The following is an 18,942-nucleotide window of genomic DNA, read 5'->3' as shown; positions in this document are numbered from 1 at the left end:
GAGCGACAGCGCGGTGGCCGACAGCTCAGTAGTCGTCGTCGCTCGCCTCCAGGGTTGCGTACAACGCCGCCACGACGTGCGGGGCGAGGTTGTCGTAGGTCCGCAGTTCGGCACCCGCGAACGGATCGTCGTCGTCGAGCGGACGCAACTGCAGGAGCGAGAGCGACGGCCCGTCGCGCAGGACCGCGGAGATGAGGCGGGCGGCGCGTCGTTCCGGGTGAGTGTGCGCTGCGAGTCGTGCCGCCTCGTCGGCCGCGTGGGTGTCGGCGAGCAGCGGCGCGAAGGCGTCGTCGAGTTCGTTCTCGGCGCTCGGCGGCAGCACCACCACCTCCTGCACGAGCGCGCACCCGGCGACAGAGCCGGGCCAGGTGGTCGTGGCGAGGAACTCCTCGAGTGCGGGACTGCCGCCCTCGACGTCGTCGGGGAAGTCCTCCTGCGCGATCGGGGTGTACTCGTGTCCCTCGTCGAGCTGGTCGGCGAGGGTGGGTTCGGCGGCTGCGAGGAGCACGGTCGGGACGAGCGCGAACATCACGGGAGGGCGGTCCCAACCCTCCGCATCCGCGAAATCGATGATCTCGTGGACGGCGCGCGCGAGTCCTTGTTCGGAAGGTACGGGAAGACGTTGGTTCACCGGCCTATCCTGGCACCCGTACGCGGGTGTGCGCTGCCGGACCTGCGTCGTACGACCCCCGGTAGGAGGATTCCGTAGAGTGGGGCGAAACGGTCACTCCGTGACAACGAGGCGCGTTCGTACGCGTTCGTCGAGCGCGAGATGTACAGATGCGGTGCGATCGCGCCGCCGGACGAGTTGGGAGCGTGGCACGTGGGCATGAGGCCCCCGACCGGAGTACCTACATTGTCGAAGCGGAGCAGAGTTCTGCTGATCCTGGCAGTGGTGGCCGCAGTGCTGCTGCTGCTCGGACCACGGTTGGTGGACACCTACACCAACTGGCTCTGGTTCGGCGAGGTCGACTTCCGGGACGTATACGTCAAGGTTCTCCTGACCCGGATCGCACTGTTCCTGGTGGTCGGGTTGTTCATCGGCGGTGTCGTCTGGCTGGCGATGCTGCTCGCCTACCGGTCGCGCCCGGTCTTCGTGCCGACCACCGGACCCAACGATCCGGTGGCGCGCTACCGCACCACCGTGATGACGCGCATGCGCGCCTTCGGGATCGGCATCCCGGTCGTGCTCGGTGTGCTCTCCGGTCTGGTCGCCCAGGCCGGCTGGGTCACCGTGCAGATGTTCTTCAACGGCGGCGACTTCGGCACCACCGATCCGCAGTTCGGTCTCGACGTGGGCTTCTACGCCTTCGACCTGCCGTTCTACCGCTTCGTGCTCAACTGGTTCTTCGTCGCGATCGTGCTCGGTTTCATCGCGAACCTCGTCACCCACTACATCTTCGGCGGCATCCGTCTCGCCGGTCGCGGTGGAAGCATGTCGACGGCCTCGCGTGTGCAGCTGGCGGTCCTCGCGGGCCTGTTCGTCGCGTTCAAGGCGTTCGCCTACTGGCTCGATCGGTACGAACTGCTGTGGAGCAGCCGCAAGGAACCCACCTTCACCGGTGGTGGCTTCACCGACATCAACGCGGTGTTGCCGGCCAAGCTCATCCTGCTCGCGATCGCCGTCATCTGCGCGATCGCGTTCTTCGCGGCGATCTTCCTGCGCGACCTGCGGATCCCCGCGCTCGCGACGGCGCTGCTCGTGCTGTCGTCGATCCTCGTGGGTGCGGTGTACCCGCTCATGGTCGAGCAGTTCTCGGTGCGCCCGAACGCTGCCGACAAGGAGAGCGAGTACATCGAGCGCAACATCGCCGCGACCCGCGAGGCGTACGGCATCACCGACGACAAGGTGGCGTACGAGGACTACCCGGGCGTGGGTACCACCTCGCCCGAGAACATCCCGGCCGACATCACCACGATCGCGAATGCCCGCCTGCTCGACCCGAACGTGCTTCCCCGCACGTTCACGCAGCAGACGCAGCTGAAGAACTTCTACGGCTACCCCGAGTCGCTCGACATCGACCGGTACGAGCTCGACGGTCGTATGGAGGACTACATCGTCGCGGCGCGTGAGCTCTCGCCGACGAGCCTGACCGGTAACCAGACCGACTGGATCAACCGCCACACCGTGTACACGCACGGCAACGGTCTCGTCGCGGCGCCCGCCAACCGTGTGAACGCCGCCGCGAGTGCGTCGGCGGAGGAGGCCGCCAACAGCAACAGCGGCTATCCCGTCTACTTCGTCAGCGACCTGGCGTCGCTCGCCGCGGAGAACCAGGTCATCCCCGTCGAGCAGCCCCGCATCTACTACGGCGAGGTCATCGCCGAGGCCGATCCGGACTACGCGATCGTCGGCAACAGCGCCGACTCGTCCGGGCCGCGCGAGTACGACACCGACACCGAGAAGTACACCTACACCGGCTCGGGCGGCGTCGACATCGGCAACTGGTTCAACCGGCTCGCCTTCGCCGCGAAGTACGGCGAACGCAACATCCTGTTCTCGAGCGCCATCGGCAGCGACTCGAAGATCCTGTTCAACCGCGACCCGCGTGAGCGCGTGACGAAGGTCGCGCCGTGGCTGACGGCCGACGGCGACGCCTACCCGGCCGCGATCGACGGCCGCATCAAGTGGATCGTCGACGCGTACACAACGCTCGACTACTACCCGTACGCGCAGCGCGCGTCGCTCGAGGGCCTCGTCGAGGACAGCATCGACCAGAACACCGGCCGGTTGCTGCCCCGCAAGGAGGTCTCGTACATCCGCAACTCGGTCAAGGCGACGGTCGATGCCTACGACGGCACCGTCACGCTCTACCAGGTCGACGATCAGGACCCGGTCCTGAAGGCCTGGATGGGTGTCTTCCCCGACGCGGTGACCCCGCAGGACCAGATCTCCGACGAACTGCGGGCGCACTTCCGCTACCCGGAGGACCTGTTCAAGGTGCAGCGCGAGATGCTCGCCAAGTACCACGTCGACGATCCACGCGAGTTCTTCACCAACAACGCGTTCTGGTCGGTGCCGGCCGATCCGACGGTCGACACCAGCGCGAACCAGCCGCCTTACTACCTGCTGATGGGCGATCGTGAGACGGCGGATCCGCGGTTCCGTCTGACCTCGGCGATGGTGGGTTACAACCGGCAGTTCCTGTCGGCGTACATCTCGGTCGAATCCGATCCGGAGAACTACGGCAAGTTCACGATCCTGCAGCTACCGACGGACACACAGACCTTCGGTCCGGAGCAGACGCAGAACGCGATGATCTCCGACACCCGAGTGGCTTCGGAGCGGACCCTGCTCGAACGGTCCAACCGGATCCAGTACGGCAACCTGCTCACCCTGCCCATCGCGGACGGCGGCATCCTGTACGTCCAGCCGATGTACACCGAGCGCAATGCGACGGCGGGCAGCACGTCGACCTTCCCGCAGCTGTCGCGCGTGCTCGTCAGCTACCGGGAGCCGGGTGCCAGCGGTGGTGTCCGGATCGGTTACGCGCCCACTCTCGCCGGTGCGCTCGACCAGGTCTTCGGTCCCGGTGTCGGCGACGCGGCCACCGCTCCCGGTGGCGAGGCGTTGCCCACCGCCGAGGTCGAGGACGAGACCCGCGGTGAGGCGATCGGCGAGGGCACGGAGGAGCAGAACCAGCCTTCCGATCAGCAGCAACAGCAGCCCGCCTCGCCGGCGCCGACCGCTCCCGCGAATCGCGATGCCGCGGTCGCGGAGCTCGATTCGGCACTTGCGGAGCTGGCCAACGCGCAGACCAGCGGCGATTTCGAAGCCTACGGTCGGGCGCTGCGGCGGGTGCAGCAGGCCGTCGACGCCTACGAATCCACTGGCGGCTGAGTCCACCGGCGGCTGATCCGGTAACGGAAACGGACACGACGAAGGCCCGCGGTGCGAACCGCGGGCCTTCGTCGTGTTCTTGGAGGCGGTCTGCGTCAGCGACCGGCCAGCGTGATGTCGACGATCTGCGCGAACTCGGCGCCGAAGCCGTACTGCTGGGCGAGCTGGTTGGCGGTGTCGACGGCCTGGGCGACCTCGGCCGGCAGCTCGGGGGCGGCCGGGGCCGCGGGTGCCGGAGCCTCGGGAGCCGGCGCGGGAGCCTCGGGCGCGGCGGGAGCCGGCGCGGATTCGGTGGTCAGGTACTGACCGCAGACGGGCCACGCACCGGGACCCTGCGTCTGCAGGACGTTCTCGGCGACGCGGATCTGCTCCGCCTTCGAGGCCTGGTCCGCGCGGCCGCTGCCGCCGTTGGCCTCCCAGGTGCTCTGCGAGAACTGCAGGCCACCGTAGTAGCCGTTGCCGGTGTTGATGGCCCAGTTGCCACCGCTCTCGCACTGGGCGACGCCGTCCCAGTTGTGCTGGGCGGCGGACGCGGTGCCGGTGGCGAGCGCGAACGGAACCGCGGCGAGTGCACCGGTGACGACGGCAGTGCGGAATGCACGCGTGCTGAAGTTGGTCATGCTGTGGAGTCCTTCCCGCGCTCGCGGAGCGCGACGGCCCTCGTCGATCTCGGCCGACGGAGAATGTCTCCGTCCGGATCGGGGACCATGTCGGTCGCGTCCCTGCCCCTCGGGTCTTCGTAGGCACCGGATCCCGCGGGGCAGACTGGCGGCGACGGGCCGGTGGTGGCTCGGCTGTTTCGAGCCGGGACCGACAGTACAAAGCGTGTCGCGGCTCGTCACCCCTGTGCCGAGAGAGTCTCCTATCCACCTGATGGGATGACGTCGCGGGATTTTCCCAGTTCAGGGCAGTGATAACGGGGTTCGATGCAAGATCGTTACACCTCCGTTATGTGGTGATAGTCATGGTGGAAATGTGAACCGGGTCACCCGGAAGGGGCGGTGATTCCGGGTGTCGTCGAGGAATATCCGCGTCCGACAAGGCGATTTGCATTCCGTTTCCGCGCTCGTGTAGGTTCGTTCATGCAACGCGGGGTGGAGCAGCTCGGTAGCTCGCTGGGCTCATAACCCAGAGGTCGCAGGTTCAAATCCTGTCCCCGCTACCACCACGAAGGCCGGTCGTCTCGGACGACCGGCCTTCGTTCGTTCGTGGGTCACCCGCGGGCGGCGGTGCGCCCCTTCTCGGGATCCTCGGGAACATCCATCTCCACCAGCACCCGGCGCAGCAGCTTCCCTGTGGCATTGCGCGGCAGCTCGTCGAGGAAGACCACTTCGCGCGGGACCTTGTACCGGGCGAGATTCGCCTTCACGAACGCCTTGATGTCCTCGGCGTCGCGGGAGGAATCGGGTGAGGGGACCACGAAGGCCCGCAGTCGCTGCCCGAACTGTGAATCGGGGACCCCCACCACGGCGGCGTCGAGCACGTCCTTCCGTTCGGCGAGCAGGTTCTCGACCTCGAGCGGATAGACGTTCTCGCCGCCGGAGACGATCATGTCGTCGTCGCGGCCGTCGACGAAGAGCAGGCCGTTCTCGTCCCAGTGCCCGATGTCGCCGATCGACAGCAGTCCGTCGATGCGTTCCTTGTCGCGACCGTCGGTGTAGCCGGCGAAGGACAGGCCGCTCGAGACGAAGATGCGGCCGGAAACGTGAGGTTCGGTGATGCGGTGGCCGTCGTCGTCGAACAGCACCACCCGGCAGGTCACGGGAGGACGACCGGCCGTGCCGGGCGCCTGCCGGATGTCGTCGGGGGTCGCAACCGTCGCGACGGCGCATTCGGTGGATCCGTACAGGTTGTACAGCACGTGCCCGAAGGCCTCCGTGGTCCGGCGACACACGTCGGGTGAGAGCGACGAACCCGCGGAGAAGACGATCTTCAGGCTCGAGGTGTCGTACTCGGCGATCTTCTCCGGTCCGAGGTCGAGGATCCGTTGCAGCATGGTCGGGACGACGACCAGCACGTTCGCTCCGTGCTGCTCGACGAGGCCCAGGGTGTCGACGGGGGAGAAGCGCCGCATCATCACCACGGTCTGACCGAGCGCGAGGGCGAGCGCGAACTGTGAGACGCCGGTGCCGTGGAAGGCGGGGGCGGCCATGAGCATCGTCTGCCCGGGGCGCAGCGGAACCCGATCGAGGAACTGGGCCGACGCGAACGGCGACGTGCGGCCGCGCGGCGCCCCCTTCGGGGTGCCGGTGGTGCCGCTGGTGAGCAGCACGAATCCACCGAAGACCTCCGGGGCGGGCAGGGACGATCCGTCCATGCCTTCGATCGAGTGCTCCAGTGTCGGGATATCGGGGACCTCGTCGTCCACCCAGGAGACGTACCGGCGCACGTCGTCTGGGAGCGCGGCGGCGACATCGGCGAACTCGCTGTCGAAGACGAACGTCGAGACCTGTTCGCGCGCGGCGACGTCGACGAGTTGGCGCGGGGCGAAGCCGGTGTTCATCATGACGAGCCGCACGCCGAGCTTGGCGGTGGCGAGCATCGTCAGCACGAGACCGCGGTGATTGCGGGCCATGATGCCCATGACCGATCCCGGTTCGACCCCGGCGCGCTGCCACGCACGCACGAGGGCGTTGGAGCGGGCCTCGAGTTCCTTGTAGGTGACGTCGCCGGCCTCGTCGATCAGTGCGACGGCGTCCAGACCGCGTTCGGCCTGCGCGTGCACGGCACCGGCGAAGGGACCGTACTTGTTGGCCGCCATGATCGTCCCGATGCTGTGGTCCACGCGCGGGAAGTGCAGCAGACCGGAGCGATGGAGTACCGCGAGTGATCCGACGGTGTCCTTGACCTGGCCGATCGTGTCGTCGAGCGTGATCCGCCCGCCCGTGATCCTGCCGAGAATGTCCTGACCGAGCATCCGTCCCCCTGGTTGTGTGTCGGCGTCAGGACACACAGTAGCCGTGACGTAGCTCACATTCCAGGCAATCTTCTCCGGATGATCTTCCTGGAACGGGTAGAGCCCTCGCCGCGCCTGCGGCGAGGGCTCGTCCCCCGATGGATCCTCCGAAACGCCCGGTACCGTCGCCGGCCCCGGTCCCATCCCTTCGGGGCCGGCGGACGGACCCCATGCCCCGGGCGTTATTTCAGTTCGGAGGACGACTTTCCGAGCACCCGTCGAGCGACGATGAGCTGCTGGATCTGCTGGGTGCCCTCGAAGATGTCGAGGATCTTGGAATCACGTGCCCACTTCTCGAGCAGGGGCCGCTGCGAGTACCCGTAGGTGCCGGCGAGTTCGACGGCCTTGAGCGAGACCGCGGTGCCGGTGCGGCCGGCCTTCGCCTTGGACACCGATGCCTCGAGGGAGTTGGGCTTCTTGTTGTCGGCCATCCACGTCGCGCGCAGAGCGAGCAGGTAGGCGGCCTCCCAGTCGGCCTCGAGCGCCAGGAACTCGGCGGCCGCGGCGTGCTGGTTGTTGGCGGGGACGTCGTAGGAGACCTCGACGCCCGCCTCCTTCAGGATCGTGCGCAGTTCCTCGAGTACCGCGCGACCGAGACCCACGGCCATGCCGGCCACGATCGGACGCGTGTTGTCGAAGGTCTGCATGACCCCCGCGAACCCCTTCTCGGTGTTCACCTCCGGAGAGCCGAGGATGTTGTCCTTCGGGATGCGGCAGTTGTCGAGCACGAGCACGGCGGTGTCGGACGCCTTGATGCCGAGCTTCTTCTCGAGGCGGGCGACCGAGAGCCCGGGAGCCTCGCGCGGCACGACGAACGACTTGATCGCGGCGCGGCCCTTCGACCTGTCGACGGACGCCCACACGACGATGTGCGTGGAACGCTCACCGGCGGTGACGAAGATCTTCTCGCCGTTGAGGACCCACTCGTCGCCGTCGAGCACGGCCGTGGTCGTCACGGCCGCCGAGTCGGATCCGAAGCCGGGCTCGGTGATCGCCATCGAGGCCCACACCTTGCCGAAGCGCTCGAGCTGCTCGTCGGTGGCCACCGCGGCGATCGCGGAGTTGCCGAGGCCCTGGTAGGGGATCGACAGGGTCAGGCCGACGTCGCCCCAGCACGTCTCGATGACGTTGAGGAGACCGGCCATGTTGCCGCCGTTGGCATTTCCGGCGGGGCCGTCCTGCTTGGCCTTGCTGTCGCGGCCGAGCGTGGCGCCCGCCGCGCCCTGACCGGAGTCGTTGAGCCCCTCGACCATCGCGGCCATGGTGTCGAGTTCGACGGGGTACGCGTGCTCGGCGAGGTCGTACTTGCGGGAGATCGGCCGGAAGATCTGCGCGGCGACCTGATGGGCCTGGTTCGCGGAAGCCTTGAGCTTCCGGGGAAGTTCGAGATTGATCATCACAGGTTCCTTGTTCGGGTCGGGCCGATCAGACGAGGACGACGCCCTCGGCGACTCCGATTGCTCGCAGGTCGCGGTACCAACGTTCGACGGGGTGTTCCTTGGTGTAGCCGTGGCCGCCGAGCAGCTGGACACCGTCGAGGCCGAACTGCATGCCCTTGTCGGTGGCGAGCTTGCGGGCCAGGGCCGCCTCGCGAGCGAAGGACAGGCCCTGCTCGGCCCGCGACGCGCCGCGCAGCGTGACCAGGCGCAGACCGTCGAGCTCGATCTTGATATCGGCCACCATGAACGCCACCGCCTGCCGGTGGCTGATGGGCTCGCCGAACGCCTCGCGCTCGTTGACGTAGGGGACCACGTAGTCGAGCACGGCCTGACCGGTGCCCATCGCCAGAGCGGCCCATCCCAGGCGCGACAGGCGCACGGCGTCGGCGTACTGCTCGGCGCGGACGTCGGCGTCGTCGTCGCCGAGACGCGCCGATTCCGGCACCGCGACGTCCTCGAGCAGCAGGCGGCCCAGTCCGGCGGCGCGCAGGCCCATCCCCGGATCGGCCTCGATGACGACGCCCTTGCTCTTCGCCTCGACGAGGAAGAGGGAGGGCTTGCCGTCGAGTTCGGCTGCGACGACGAAGAGTTCGGCGCTACCCGCGGCCGGGACGAACGACTTCACGCCGTTGAGTCGGTAACCGCTGGGGGAGCGGACCGCCTTGGTCTGCAGTGCGAAGGGATCGAACAGGGCGCGCGGCTCGGCGATGACGACGGACGCCTGGGGGACGTCGTCGCCGGCGAAGGCCGGCAGGTAGGTCTTCTGCTGGTCCTCGGTGCCCCACTGCGTCAGCGCCGCGGCCACACCGCTCGGCGCGAGGATCGGCAGGGCCAGACCCATGTCGCCGTGTGCGAGAGCCTCGGCGACCAGCACGTTGGTGACCACGCCGCGCTCGTCGGCGGCGCCGTCGAACGCCTCGGGCACGTTGACCATGGTGATGCCGAGTTCGGCTGCGCGCGCGAGCAGATCGGCCGGGGCCGCGGCGGCCTCGTCGGCGTCGTGCGCGGCGGGCCGCAGGATCTCGGCGGCGAACTCACGCACCGTCTCCGTGATCATCTGCTGATCGTCGGTGGGGGTGAGGTCGAAGAAGTCGGCGTTCTTCGCGGTGGTGAGACGCTGCGGGCCGCTCGCGCCGCCCGACACCTTCTTGAAGGTGCGCGTGGCGGCACCGAGGGTCTTGAAGCCCGTCTTCGTGGACTGATACGTGATCCGGTCGATCGTCTCGCGGAACTTGTACCGGTCGGCCAGTTCGGAGCCCGTGATCCGGGTGAGCACGCGCATGGCAGCGCCCATGGCGTCGCGTTTGATCGGATTGAGGCCGACGGCGGACGTGTCGCGAGGCGTGTGGCGGGCCACGCTGTCTTGCTTGCTCATGATCACCAGATGTCTCTCGATGCGGCAGCGGACGGCTCCGATCTTACTTCCGAGTAAGGTCGGTGTCTACTACGCGGTAAGTTCCACGGGGCGACCCCCTCACGCGACCTCTCACTTCAGCCGACCGAGCACCTCGTCGTGCAGCGTGCCGTTGGTCGCGACCGCGCTACCGCCGTGCGGGCCGTCCGCGCCTTCGAGGTTCGTGAACCGGCCACCGGCCTCGCGCACCACTACGTCGAGGGCGGCCAGATCCCACAGCGACACCTCAGGTTCGAGCGCGATCTCGAGGGTGCCCTCGGCGAGCAGGCAGTAGGAGAAGAAGTCGCCGTAGGCGCGCACCCGCCATACGTCGTCGGTCAGGGCGACGAACCGATCCCGGATGCCGCGCTCCTGCCAGCCGCTCAGGCTCGAGAAGCTCAGCGACGCCGATGCGAGATCGGTCACCTGCGACACCGAGATACGCCGGGGCTCGGCGCCGTCGTGCGACACCCAGGCCCCTCCTCCCGCAGCCGCCCACCACCGACGGTTCAGTGCCGGGGCGCTGACCACACCGACGACGGGCACACCGTCCTCGAGGAGCGAGATCAGGCTCGCCCAGACCGGCACACCGCGCACGAAGTTCTTCGTGCCGTCGATCGGATCGACGACCCACTGCCGTCCACGGAAGACCGCGTCGCCACCGAACTCCTCACCGAGCACCGCATCGTCCGGTCGCTGCTCGCCGAGCATCTCGCGGATGGTGCGCTCGACGGCGAGGTCGGCGTCGGAGACCGGGCTCAGGTCCGGCTTGTCGTCCACCTTCAGGTCCAGCGCACCGAAGCGGTCGCGGGTGATGGAGTCGGACGCGTCGGCGAGTCGGAGGGCGAGGTCCAGGTCGGCGGTGTAGTCGGTGGTCATGACGGAAACGCTAGCCGCCGTCGCTCGGGGCCGAGCAGCTTGCCGTCCACTCCGGGGTCGGCGATGCTCGACCCGGCTCGGGCCCTGCCCGTGTCGATCGCCGCCCACGGCGGGCCCGTTCGTCGCTCCGGTAACCTGTTGAATCGTGCATCCCGATGTTTCCGCAGCCCTGACCGAGCTCGACACGACCCTCCGCACCGTGGAGTCGGTCCTCGATGTCGAGGAGCTGCGACGGCGCATCGACGAACTCGAGCACCAGGCCGCCGATCCCGAGCTGTGGAACGACCAGGAGCACGCCCAGAAGGTCACCAGCGAGCTGTCGCACGCACAAGGTGAGCTGCGCCGGGTCGAGGGTCTGCGTCAGCGACTCGAGGATCTGCCGGTCCTGTACGAACTCGCCGAGGGCGAGGAGGGCGAGGCCCGCACCGCCGCCATGGCCGACGCCGACGCCGAACGTGAGAGCCTGCGCGCCGACATCGAGGCGATGGAGGTGCGCACGCTGCTGTCGGGCGAGTACGACCAGCGCGACGCACTCGTCAACATCCGCGCAGGAGCCGGTGGCGTCGACGCGGCCGACTGGGCCGAGATGCTCATGCGCATGTACATCCGCTGGGCCGACAAGCACGGCTACGGCGTCGAGGTCTACGACACCTCCTACGCCGAAGAGGCCGGCATCAAATCCGCCACCTTCGCGGTCAAAGCGCCCTACACCTACGGCACCCTGTCGGTCGAGATGGGCACGCACCGGCTCGTGCGCATCAGCCCCTTCGACAACCAGGGACGCCGCCAGACCTCCTTCGCCGAGGTCGAGGTGCTGCCCGTCGTCGAGACCACCGACCACATCGACGTCGACGAGAACGACGTCCGCGTCGACGTCTACCGTTCGTCCGGCCCGGGTGGCCAGTCGGTCAACACCACCGACTCCGCCGTGCGCCTGACACACATCCCGACCGGCATCGTCGTCACCTGTCAGAACGAGAAGTCGCAGCTGCAGAACAAGGTCGCGGCCATGCGCGTCCTGCAGGCCAAGCTCCTCGAGCGCAAGCGCCAGGAGGAGCGGGCCGAGATGGATGCGCTCAAGGGCGACGGCGGCAGCTCGTGGGGCAACCAGATGCGCTCGTACGTGCTGCACCCGTACCAGATGGTCAAGGACCTGCGCACCGAGTACGAGGTCAACAACCCGTCGGCGGTGCTCGACGGCGACATCGACGGATTCCTCGAATCGGGCATCCGCTGGCGTATGCGGGAAGAGCAGAAGTCGTGATCGGAAACAGGAGAGGGCCCTGTGCCGTTTCTTCCCGGAGCTAGACTGCTCGACTGGTTGTCGACGAGCGGGCTGCTGATCGCACTCACGATCCTGGGCGCGGTTCTCATCGCCCGGTTCGTCTCCTGGATCGGCAGCCGCATCACGCGGCGCATCGACGAGCGCTACACGCAGTCCGACGACCTCGTGCGGTCCGAAGCGACGAAGCACCGCCACTCGGTCGCCCAGGTGGTCACGTGGATGGCGATCTCGTTCGTGTACATCGTCGCCACCCTGAAGGTGTTCGACTATCTCCAGCTGCCCATCGGCAGCCTGGTCGCGCCGGCGACCGTGCTCGGCGCGGCGCTCGGCTTCGGTGCCCAGCGCATCGTGCAGGACATCCTTGCGGGGTTCTTCATCATCACCGAACGCCAGTACGGCTTCGGCGACACGGTGCAGATCTCCGTGACCGGTGCGTCCGAGGACGCAGTCGGCACCGTCGAGGACGTCACACTGCGTGTCACCCGGGTGCGCAGCACGGCGGGCGAGGTCATCACCGTCCCCAACGGGCAGATCAACAAGGCCGTCAACCTGTCGAAGGACTGGGCGCGCGCCGTGGTGGACGTGCCGATCCCGGTGACCGCCGACATCGCCGACGTCACCGAGATCCTGCGCGAACTGGGTGTCGCCGCATACCAGGAACCCCGCCTGCGGGAGCTGTTGCTCGACGAACCGAGCGTGATGGGTGTCGAGAGCCTCGAGGTGGATCAGCTCAGCGTCCGCATGGTCGCGCGCACGCTGCCCGGCAAGCAGTTCCAGGTGGGCCGTCTGCTGCGTGCGCGGATCGCGCGAGCGCTGCGTGAACAGGGCATCACCGTCACGCCCCAGCTCGACACCGCCAGCGTGGTCGATCGAGTGGAGGCACAGTGACACCGGGTGGAGGGGCCTCGGGTGGAGGCGCGGCGACCGAGCCGGAGCAGACGCACCGCAGGCGCATCCCGTCGCACCTGCTGGGTGGGCGGATCAGGACCACGACCTTCGCGTTGTGCACCCTGTGGCTCGCGCTGTGGGTGACCTATCTGTTCCTGAACCAGCCCGAGGACACCCCCGCGGCACCGTCGACCGCCGTGCTCATCTCCGAGACCCCGTACGTGCCGTACGTGCCGCCGGCGACCACGGTCCCGGAGGAGAAGTACGTGCCGGAGACCACCGACACGCCCTATCCGCCGACGACCTCGTCGCTCTCCCGGCCCACGCCGTCGACCGATGCGCCGGGTTCGGAACAGGGGGTCGTGCCGCAGCAGGACGTGCCGACCACGGGGATTCCCACCACGACGAACAGGCAGTTCCCGTTCGATCTGCCGCGGATCCCCGGGGTGAACGACCAGCAGAACCCGACGGTGACCGAGGACACCGACGCCCCGCCGTCGTAGAGCGTCGACGAGCCGGGTCAATAGGTCACCGTCCGGTAACGGTTAGCATGTCCACGTGATCCGGCTGGAGAATGTGTCCAAGTCCTACAAGACGTCCACGCGCCCCGCACTCGAAGGGGTCTCGGTGCACGTCGAGAAGGGCGAGTTCGTCTTTCTCATCGGTCCCTCCGGATCCGGGAAGTCGACCTTCCTCCGGTTGCTCCTGCGCGAGGAGAAGCCCACCACCGGCGACATCCACGTGGCCGATTTCCACGTCAATCGGCTGCCGGCGCGGCGCGTGCCGAAGCTGCGCCAGAATCTCGGGTGCGTCTTCCAAGACTTCCGGCTGCTCCAGCGCAAGACGGTCGCCGAGAACATCTCGTTCGCTCTCGAAGTGATCGGCAAGCCGCGCGGAGTGATCGAACGGACGGTGCCGGAGGTTCTCGACCTGGTGGGACTGTCCGGCAAGGCCGACCGGCTGCCCGCCGAACTGTCCGGCGGCGAACAGCAGCGCGTCGCGATCGCGCGCGCGTTCGTCAACCGGCCGCTCGTGCTGATGGCCGACGAACCTACCGGCAACCTCGACCCCGAGACCAGCCAGGACATCATGCTGCTGCTCGAACGCATCAACCGCACGGGCACGACGGTGCTCATGGCGACCCACGACCACCACATCGTCGACTCGATGCGGCGGCGGGTCGTCGAACTCGATCTCGGACGCGTCGTGCGCGACGAGGCACGCGGCGTCTACGGCGTCGGCCGGTAGATCCCGTCACCCGAGCATCCCCACCAGGCAACCGAAGGATTCCCACCCGATGCGTGCCAGCTTCCTGTTCAGCGAGGTCACCACCGGCCTGCGCCGCAACCTCACCATGACCATCGCGATGATCCTCACCACGGCGATCTCCCTCGCGCTGTTCGGTGCGGGTCTGCTCGTGGTCCAGATGGCGGGCAAGACGGAACGGATCTTCCTCGACCGGGTCGAGGTGCAGGTGTTCCTGACCGAGGACATCTCCTCGCTCGATCCGGAGTGCGAGCAGGACCTCTGCTCCGCTCTGCGCAGCGACCTCGAGGGCACCGACGACGTGGTGTCGGTCCAGTACCTGAGCCGCGACGATGCCGTCGCCGACGCCACCGAACGCGTCTTCGCCGATCAGCCCGAACTCGCCGAACTCGTGAGCGCCGACAGCTTCCCGGCCTCCTTCAAGATCAAGATGTCCGATCCGGATCGCTTCGCGGCGATCCAGGACGACTTCGGCACCAGACCCGGCGTCGACAGCGTGCTGAACCAGCAGGATCTCGTCGAGCGCCTGTTCGGTGTGCTCGGCGGCATCCGCAACGGCGCGTTCGCCATCGCTACGATCCAGGCGATCGCGGCCGTGCTGCTGATCGCCAACATGGTGCAGATCGCGGCCTTCACCCGCCGCACCGAGGTCGGCATCATGCGCCTGGTCGGCGCGACCCGCTGGTACACGCAGCTGCCCTTCCTCCTCGAAGCGGTGATCGCCGCGATCGTCGGTGCCGCGCTCGCCATCGGCGGCCTGTTCGTCGCCAAGAGCATGTTCGTCGACGACATGCTCACCGAGGTCTACGACGCGAACATCGTCGCCCGCATCACCGACAGCGACATCCTTCTCGTCTCGCCGTTCCTGGTGCTCGTGGGTGTGGGGATGGCCGCTCTCACCTCGTATGTGACCTTGCGTCTGTACGTGCGTGAATAAGGTGTTGTGCGAGGTTCCTATGCTGGACGGTGTTCTGTTCGATCGATCGTGGACCGGAAAGGCCTGCACGTGAAGGAAAAGGGCCGGAAGGTCATCGCGACCAACCGGAAGGCGCGCCACAACTACACCATCCTCGACACCTACGAGGCGGGCATCGCCCTCGTCGGTACCGAGGTCAAGAGCCTGCGGGAGGGCAAGGCCTCCCTGGTCGACGCGTTCGCGACCGTCGACGACGGCGAGGTGTGGTTGCGGGGTCTGCACATTCCGGAATACGGGCACGGCACGTGGACCAACCACGCTCCGCGCCGCACCCGCAAGCTGCTGCTGCACCGCCGGGAGATCGACGCGCTCGTCGGCAAGACCCGGGAGGGCAACCAGACCCTCGTGCCGCTGTCGATGTACTTCTCCGACGGCAAGGTCAAGGTCGAGCTCGCGCTCGCCAAGGGCAAGCAGGACTACGACAAGCGTCAGGATCTCGCCCGCCGGACCGCCGAACGTGAGGTGACCCGCGAGCTCGGCCGGCGGGTGAAGGGCATGAGCCGCTGATCGCGGTCGCGCTCGCGCTGCTTGCGGCGGTCGGTTACGGCCTCAGCGATTTCGCCGGGGGTGCCGCTTCCCGGCGCGCGAGCGCGCTCGGCGTCGTCGCCGTCACCTACCCGGTCTCGCTCGTCGTGTCCCTGATCGCCGCGTCGGTCGTCGGTGGCGACCTCACCGCGGCCTCCCTCGCGTGGGGTGCCGCGGCGGGCGTGGCCGGCGGCATCGCCGTCTGGTGGTTCTATCTCGCGCTGGCGAACGGGCCGATGTCGGTCGTCTCACCGGTCACCGCCGTCGTCGTGGCCGGGATCCCCGTGTTCGTCGGCATCGCGACGGGGGACCGGCCCGGTCTGCTCGCCTATCTCGGCATCGTCGTCGCGGTGATCGCGGTGGGGCTGGTCAGCCGCGAATCCGACGAGACCGTCACCGGTGTCGGACACCCGCGCTTCACGTCGAGGATCGCGTGGTGGACGGTCGGATCGGGCATCGCCTTCGCATTGTCGTTCGTCGGCCTCGGTCAGGTCGAGACCGGCACCGGACTGTGGCCGCTCGCCGCCTCGCGCGCGACCGCCACCCTCGTGGTCTGGCTCGTGATCGCCTTCTCGTGGCGCACCGTGGTGTGGCCGATCCGGTCGCTCCTGCCGATCCTGATCGGGATCGGTGCGATCGACGTGATCGCGAACGGTGCACTGCTGTTCGCCTACCAGCACGGCCTGCTGTCGCTGGTGAGCGTGATCGCGGCGCTGTATCCGGCGGTGACGGTCCTGCTCGCCGTCATCGTGCTCGGTGAACGGGTGAGCCGGGTGAAACTGCTCGGCCTGCTCGCAGCCGGCCTTGCCGTCGCACTCGTCAGCCTGCCCGGCTGATCCCTCCGGGATGAGGAAGAACACGAGGCACGGAACTCCGTGCCCGTCCGGGTGACCCCGACGCGGTTCCGCGGCTGGTGAGTGGCGGTGTGAGCAGGCTCATGACCCCGCCGCGAATCGTTTCCGGAAATGGGAATGACATCGGGCCCTCGGGTCGTTACAGTAGGTAGTCCTGCGAAGGTCGCAGGTGCGTACGGGGCTGAACGGTTTCGACTGCGTACGTTGAGCAAGGGGAAGCGTGTCGGTGCAGGCAAGAGACCACCGTAAGCGTCGCTGCAACCAATTAAGCGCCGAGTCCACTCAGCGCGAGTACGCCCTCGCTGCCTAAGCGAGCGCGTCTCTGTCAGCCCGGGTTTGCTCTCGACCCGGATCCTGGCATCGACTAGAGAGCTCTACCGTCCGGCTCGGTCGCGGAGTCGTACGGGACAACAAACAGCGACTGGGATCGTCATCTCGTCTTGTTCGCGAGAACGGGAGATCCGAGTAGAGACATAGCGAACTGCACACGGAGAAGCCCTCGCGAGGCGGCGGAGGACCCGGGTTCGATTCCCGGCAGCTCCACCATCGACCCGGGTAGGAGATCGACCATCGATCACCTACCCGGGTTTCTTGTTGTTCGGGTGAGCCTGATCGGCAGTGTCCTGGAAACGGCAGTGCCCGCCGTCGAGACTCAGGGTGTGAGTGTTCTCGACGACGGGCACGGTCGCTGTCGGTCCCGGAGACGTCGGAGACGGCGCCGAAACAGCGAGAGCGAAACGAAGGAATGTCCTCCCCGGCATCGTCTTCATTTCGTTCACTGAAGTTAGCTCACCTAATTGTGAGGTACCAATACTACTTTCGAGTCAGAAACTTTGGTCCCACGACCGTGATGACCTTTTCGTCCGTTATCCGTATCGACGCGCGGATCGGGGTACTCATCCCGCGCGTGCCGCGGATCGGCGGCAAGATGAGAACACCACCATCGACGAGGAGAGCACATGGCGCACGAACGAGCGGGACAGCCGGCCACCGCGGCGGATCTCGAAGATCTCGCACACCTTGTCACCGCCTACTACACCGTGCAACCGGATCCCGAGAACGCCTCGCAGCAGGTGGCTTTCGGCACGTCCGGTCATCGCGGCTCGAGCCTCGACGGTGCGTTCAACGAAGCCCACATCCTCGCGACCACTCAGGCGATCGTCGAATATCGCGCCCAGCAGGGCACTTCGGGCCCGCTGTTCCTCGGCCGCGACACGCACGCCCTGTCCGAACCGGCCTGGGCGAGCGCGCTCGAAGTGCTCGTCGCGAACGGCGTCGAGGTGGTCGTCGACTCCCGCGACCGCTACACCCCGACCCCGGCCGTCAGTCACGCGATCCTGCAGCACAATTCCGGCTCCGGTGCCCGCGCCGACGGGATCGTCGTCACCCCCTCGCACAATCCTCCGCGCGACGGTGGCTTCAAGTACAACCCGCCGTCGGGTGGTCCGGCCGACAGCGACGCGACGTCGGTCATCGCCGCCCGCGCCAACGAACTGCTCGCCGCCGGACTCGGCGGGGTGAAGCGGGTGCCGCTCTCCTCGGCCCTCGCGTCCGCCGGACGACACGACTTCCTCGCCGCCTACATCGACGATCTGCCGAACATCGTCGATCTCGACGTCGTCCGCGCTGCCGGGGTACGGATCGGCGCCGACCCGATGGGTGGTGCGAGCGTCGACTACTGGGGCGAGATCGCCGAACGGCACGCCCTCGACCTCACCGTCGTCAATCCGCTCGTCGACGCCACCTGGCGGTTCATGACGCTCGACACCGACGGGAAGATTCGCATGGACTGCTCGTCGCCGAACGCCATGGCGTCGCTGATCGGCAACCGCGAGGCCTACGACCTCGCGACCGGAAACGATGCCGACGCCGACCGGCACGGCATCGTCACCCCCGACGCCGGTCTGCTCAACCCGAACCACTATCTCGCCGTCGCGATCGACTACCTGTTCCGCAACCGCCCCGGCTGGGTGGAATCGAGCAAGGTGGGCAAGACGCTCGTGAGTTCGTCGATGATCGACCGGGTCGCCGCCGGCCTCGGCCGCGACCTGCTCGAGGTGCCGGTCGGCTTCAAATGGTTCGTCCCCGGCCTGAGCGACGGTTCGCTGGGCTTCGGCGGGGAGGAGAGCGCCGGTGCGTCCTTCCTTCGGCGCGACGGCTCGGTGTGGACCACCGACAAGGACGGCATCGTCCTCGCCCTGCTCGCGGCGGAGATCACCGCGGTGACGGAGAAGAGCCCGTCCCGCTACTACGCCGAACTCGTCGACCGGTACGGCGACCCCGCCTACGCGCGCGTGGACGCGCCGGCGACGCGCGAGCAGAAGGCGGTGCTGTCGAAGCTGTCGCCCGAGCAGGTCGGCGCCACCGAACTCGCCGGCGAACCGATCACCGCGACGCTCACCGCGGCCCCCGGCAACGGTGCTGCGATCGGTGGTCTCAAGGTCACCACCGAGAACGCGTGGTTCGCCGCCCGCCCCTCCGGAACCGAGGACGTCTACAAGATCTACGCCGAATCGTTCCGCGGCCCCGACCATCTCGCCGAGGTCCAGCAGGCGGCACGCGAACTCGTCTCGTCCGTCCTGTCCTGAGCCTGCTCGCCTACCGTGCGGCCGGGCGAGGTCGTGCGCCTCGCTAACATCG

General features: G+C 67.7%; 15 protein-coding genes, 1 tRNA gene and 1 other RNA gene. 11 read left to right on the top strand and 6 right to left on the bottom strand.

Translation table 11 applies throughout. The features are described from left to right. Window positions 1–25 precede the first annotated feature (25 nt). Window positions 26–631, bottom strand: coding sequence for a PPA1309 family protein (locus C6Y44_RS16910; protein ID WP_159417910.1), 606 nt, complete (start codon window positions 629–631; stop codon window positions 26–28). Window positions 632–823: 192 nt separating this feature from the next. On the opposite strand from C6Y44_RS16910, the gene C6Y44_RS16905 reads away from it, so the two are divergent. After that, complete coding sequence (locus C6Y44_RS16905; protein ID WP_174247011.1) at window positions 824–3,841, top strand: UPF0182 family protein; 3,018 nt, start codon at window positions 824–826, stop codon at window positions 3,839–3,841. A 95-nt stretch (window positions 3,842–3,936) separates the two neighbouring features. On the opposite strand, the gene C6Y44_RS16900 is transcribed toward C6Y44_RS16905, so the two are convergent. Next, entirely contained in the window at window positions 3,937–4,461 is a 525-nt protein-coding gene (locus tag C6Y44_RS16900; RefSeq protein ID WP_120279820.1) for a transglycosylase family protein, read from the bottom strand. Between the two features lie 468 nt (window positions 4,462–4,929). On the opposite strand from C6Y44_RS16900, the gene C6Y44_RS16895 reads away from it, so the two are divergent. Further along, a tRNA-Met gene (locus tag C6Y44_RS16895) sits at window positions 4,930–5,006 on the top strand. Window positions 5,007–5,054: 48 nt separating this feature from the next. On the opposite strand, the gene C6Y44_RS16890 is transcribed toward C6Y44_RS16895, so the two are convergent. The 4 genes from C6Y44_RS16890 to hisN all read right to left on the bottom strand — a co-directional run bounded on the left by C6Y44_RS16890 (window position 5,055) and on the right by hisN (window position 10,508). Continuing rightward, window positions 5,055–6,758 (bottom strand): acyl-CoA synthetase, encoded by a 1,704-nt coding sequence (locus tag C6Y44_RS16890; protein ID WP_159417911.1) that lies wholly within the window; start codon window positions 6,756–6,758, stop codon window positions 5,055–5,057. 221 nt (window positions 6,759–6,979) lie between these two features. Further along, window positions 6,980–8,194 (bottom strand): acyl-CoA dehydrogenase family protein, encoded by a 1,215-nt coding sequence (locus C6Y44_RS16885; protein ID WP_159417912.1) that lies wholly within the window; start codon window positions 8,192–8,194, stop codon window positions 6,980–6,982. A gap of 28 nt (window positions 8,195–8,222) precedes the next feature. Further along, window positions 8,223–9,617: an acyl-CoA dehydrogenase family protein gene (locus C6Y44_RS16880; protein WP_159417913.1), complete on the bottom strand. Its 1,395-nt coding sequence runs from the start codon at window positions 9,615–9,617 to the stop codon at window positions 8,223–8,225. 105 nt (window positions 9,618–9,722) lie between these two features. Then, the gene (gene hisN / locus C6Y44_RS16875) at window positions 9,723–10,508 is read right to left on the bottom strand and encodes a histidinol-phosphatase (protein ID WP_159417914.1); all 786 of its coding nucleotides are present in this window, start codon (window positions 10,506–10,508) and stop codon (window positions 9,723–9,725) included. Between the two features lie 145 nt (window positions 10,509–10,653). On the opposite strand from hisN, the gene prfB reads away from it, so the two are divergent. The 9 genes from prfB (at window position 10,654) to pgm (ending at window position 18,890) form a co-directional block, all read left to right on the top strand. Further along, entirely contained in the window at window positions 10,654–11,772 is a 1,119-nt protein-coding gene (gene prfB, locus C6Y44_RS16870) for a peptide chain release factor 2 (protein ID WP_016693130.1), read from the top strand. A gap of 21 nt (window positions 11,773–11,793) precedes the next feature. Next, window positions 11,794–12,681, top strand: coding sequence for a mechanosensitive ion channel family protein (locus C6Y44_RS16865; protein WP_225623583.1), 888 nt, complete (start codon window positions 11,794–11,796; stop codon window positions 12,679–12,681). After that, window positions 12,678–13,184, top strand: a complete 507-nt coding sequence (locus C6Y44_RS16860) for a hypothetical protein (protein WP_159417915.1) — start codon at window positions 12,678–12,680, stop codon at window positions 13,182–13,184. The genes C6Y44_RS16865 and C6Y44_RS16860 overlap by 4 nt, the downstream gene beginning before the upstream one ends. A gap of 55 nt (window positions 13,185–13,239) precedes the next feature. Further along, window positions 13,240–13,929: a cell division ATP-binding protein FtsE gene (ftsE, locus tag C6Y44_RS16855; protein WP_006550350.1), complete on the top strand. Its 690-nt coding sequence runs from the start codon at window positions 13,240–13,242 to the stop codon at window positions 13,927–13,929. Window positions 13,930–13,978: 49 nt separating this feature from the next. After that, window positions 13,979–14,884, top strand: coding sequence for a permease-like cell division protein FtsX (gene ftsX / locus C6Y44_RS16850; RefSeq protein WP_120279813.1), 906 nt, complete (start codon window positions 13,979–13,981; stop codon window positions 14,882–14,884). Window positions 14,885–14,953: 69 nt separating this feature from the next. Then, a complete protein-coding gene (smpB, locus tag C6Y44_RS16845; RefSeq protein WP_024101458.1) occupies window positions 14,954–15,430 on the top strand; it encodes an SsrA-binding protein SmpB in 477 nt (158 codons plus the stop codon). Further along, window positions 15,427–16,284 carry a DMT family transporter gene (locus C6Y44_RS16840; RefSeq protein WP_174247127.1) on the top strand — a complete coding sequence of 286 codons (858 nt, stop codon included), beginning with the start codon at window positions 15,427–15,429 and terminating at the stop codon, window positions 16,282–16,284. Before smpB ends, C6Y44_RS16840 begins: the two co-directional genes overlap by 4 nt. A gap of 195 nt (window positions 16,285–16,479) precedes the next feature. Continuing rightward, window positions 16,480–16,848, top strand: a transfer-messenger RNA (tmRNA) gene (ssrA, locus tag C6Y44_RS16835). Window positions 16,849–17,261: 413 nt separating this feature from the next. Next, window positions 17,262–18,890 (top strand): phosphoglucomutase (alpha-D-glucose-1,6-bisphosphate-dependent), encoded by a 1,629-nt coding sequence (pgm, locus tag C6Y44_RS16830; RefSeq protein ID WP_159417917.1) that lies wholly within the window; start codon window positions 17,262–17,264, stop codon window positions 18,888–18,890. The last annotated feature ends 52 nt before the right edge of the window (window positions 18,891–18,942 follow it).

It is taken from the genome of Rhodococcus rhodochrous, from assembly GCF_014854695.1.
Taxonomy (GTDB): domain Bacteria; phylum Actinomycetota; class Actinomycetes; order Mycobacteriales; family Mycobacteriaceae; genus Rhodococcus.
This window is presented reverse-complemented; position numbering and strand designations above follow the sequence as displayed.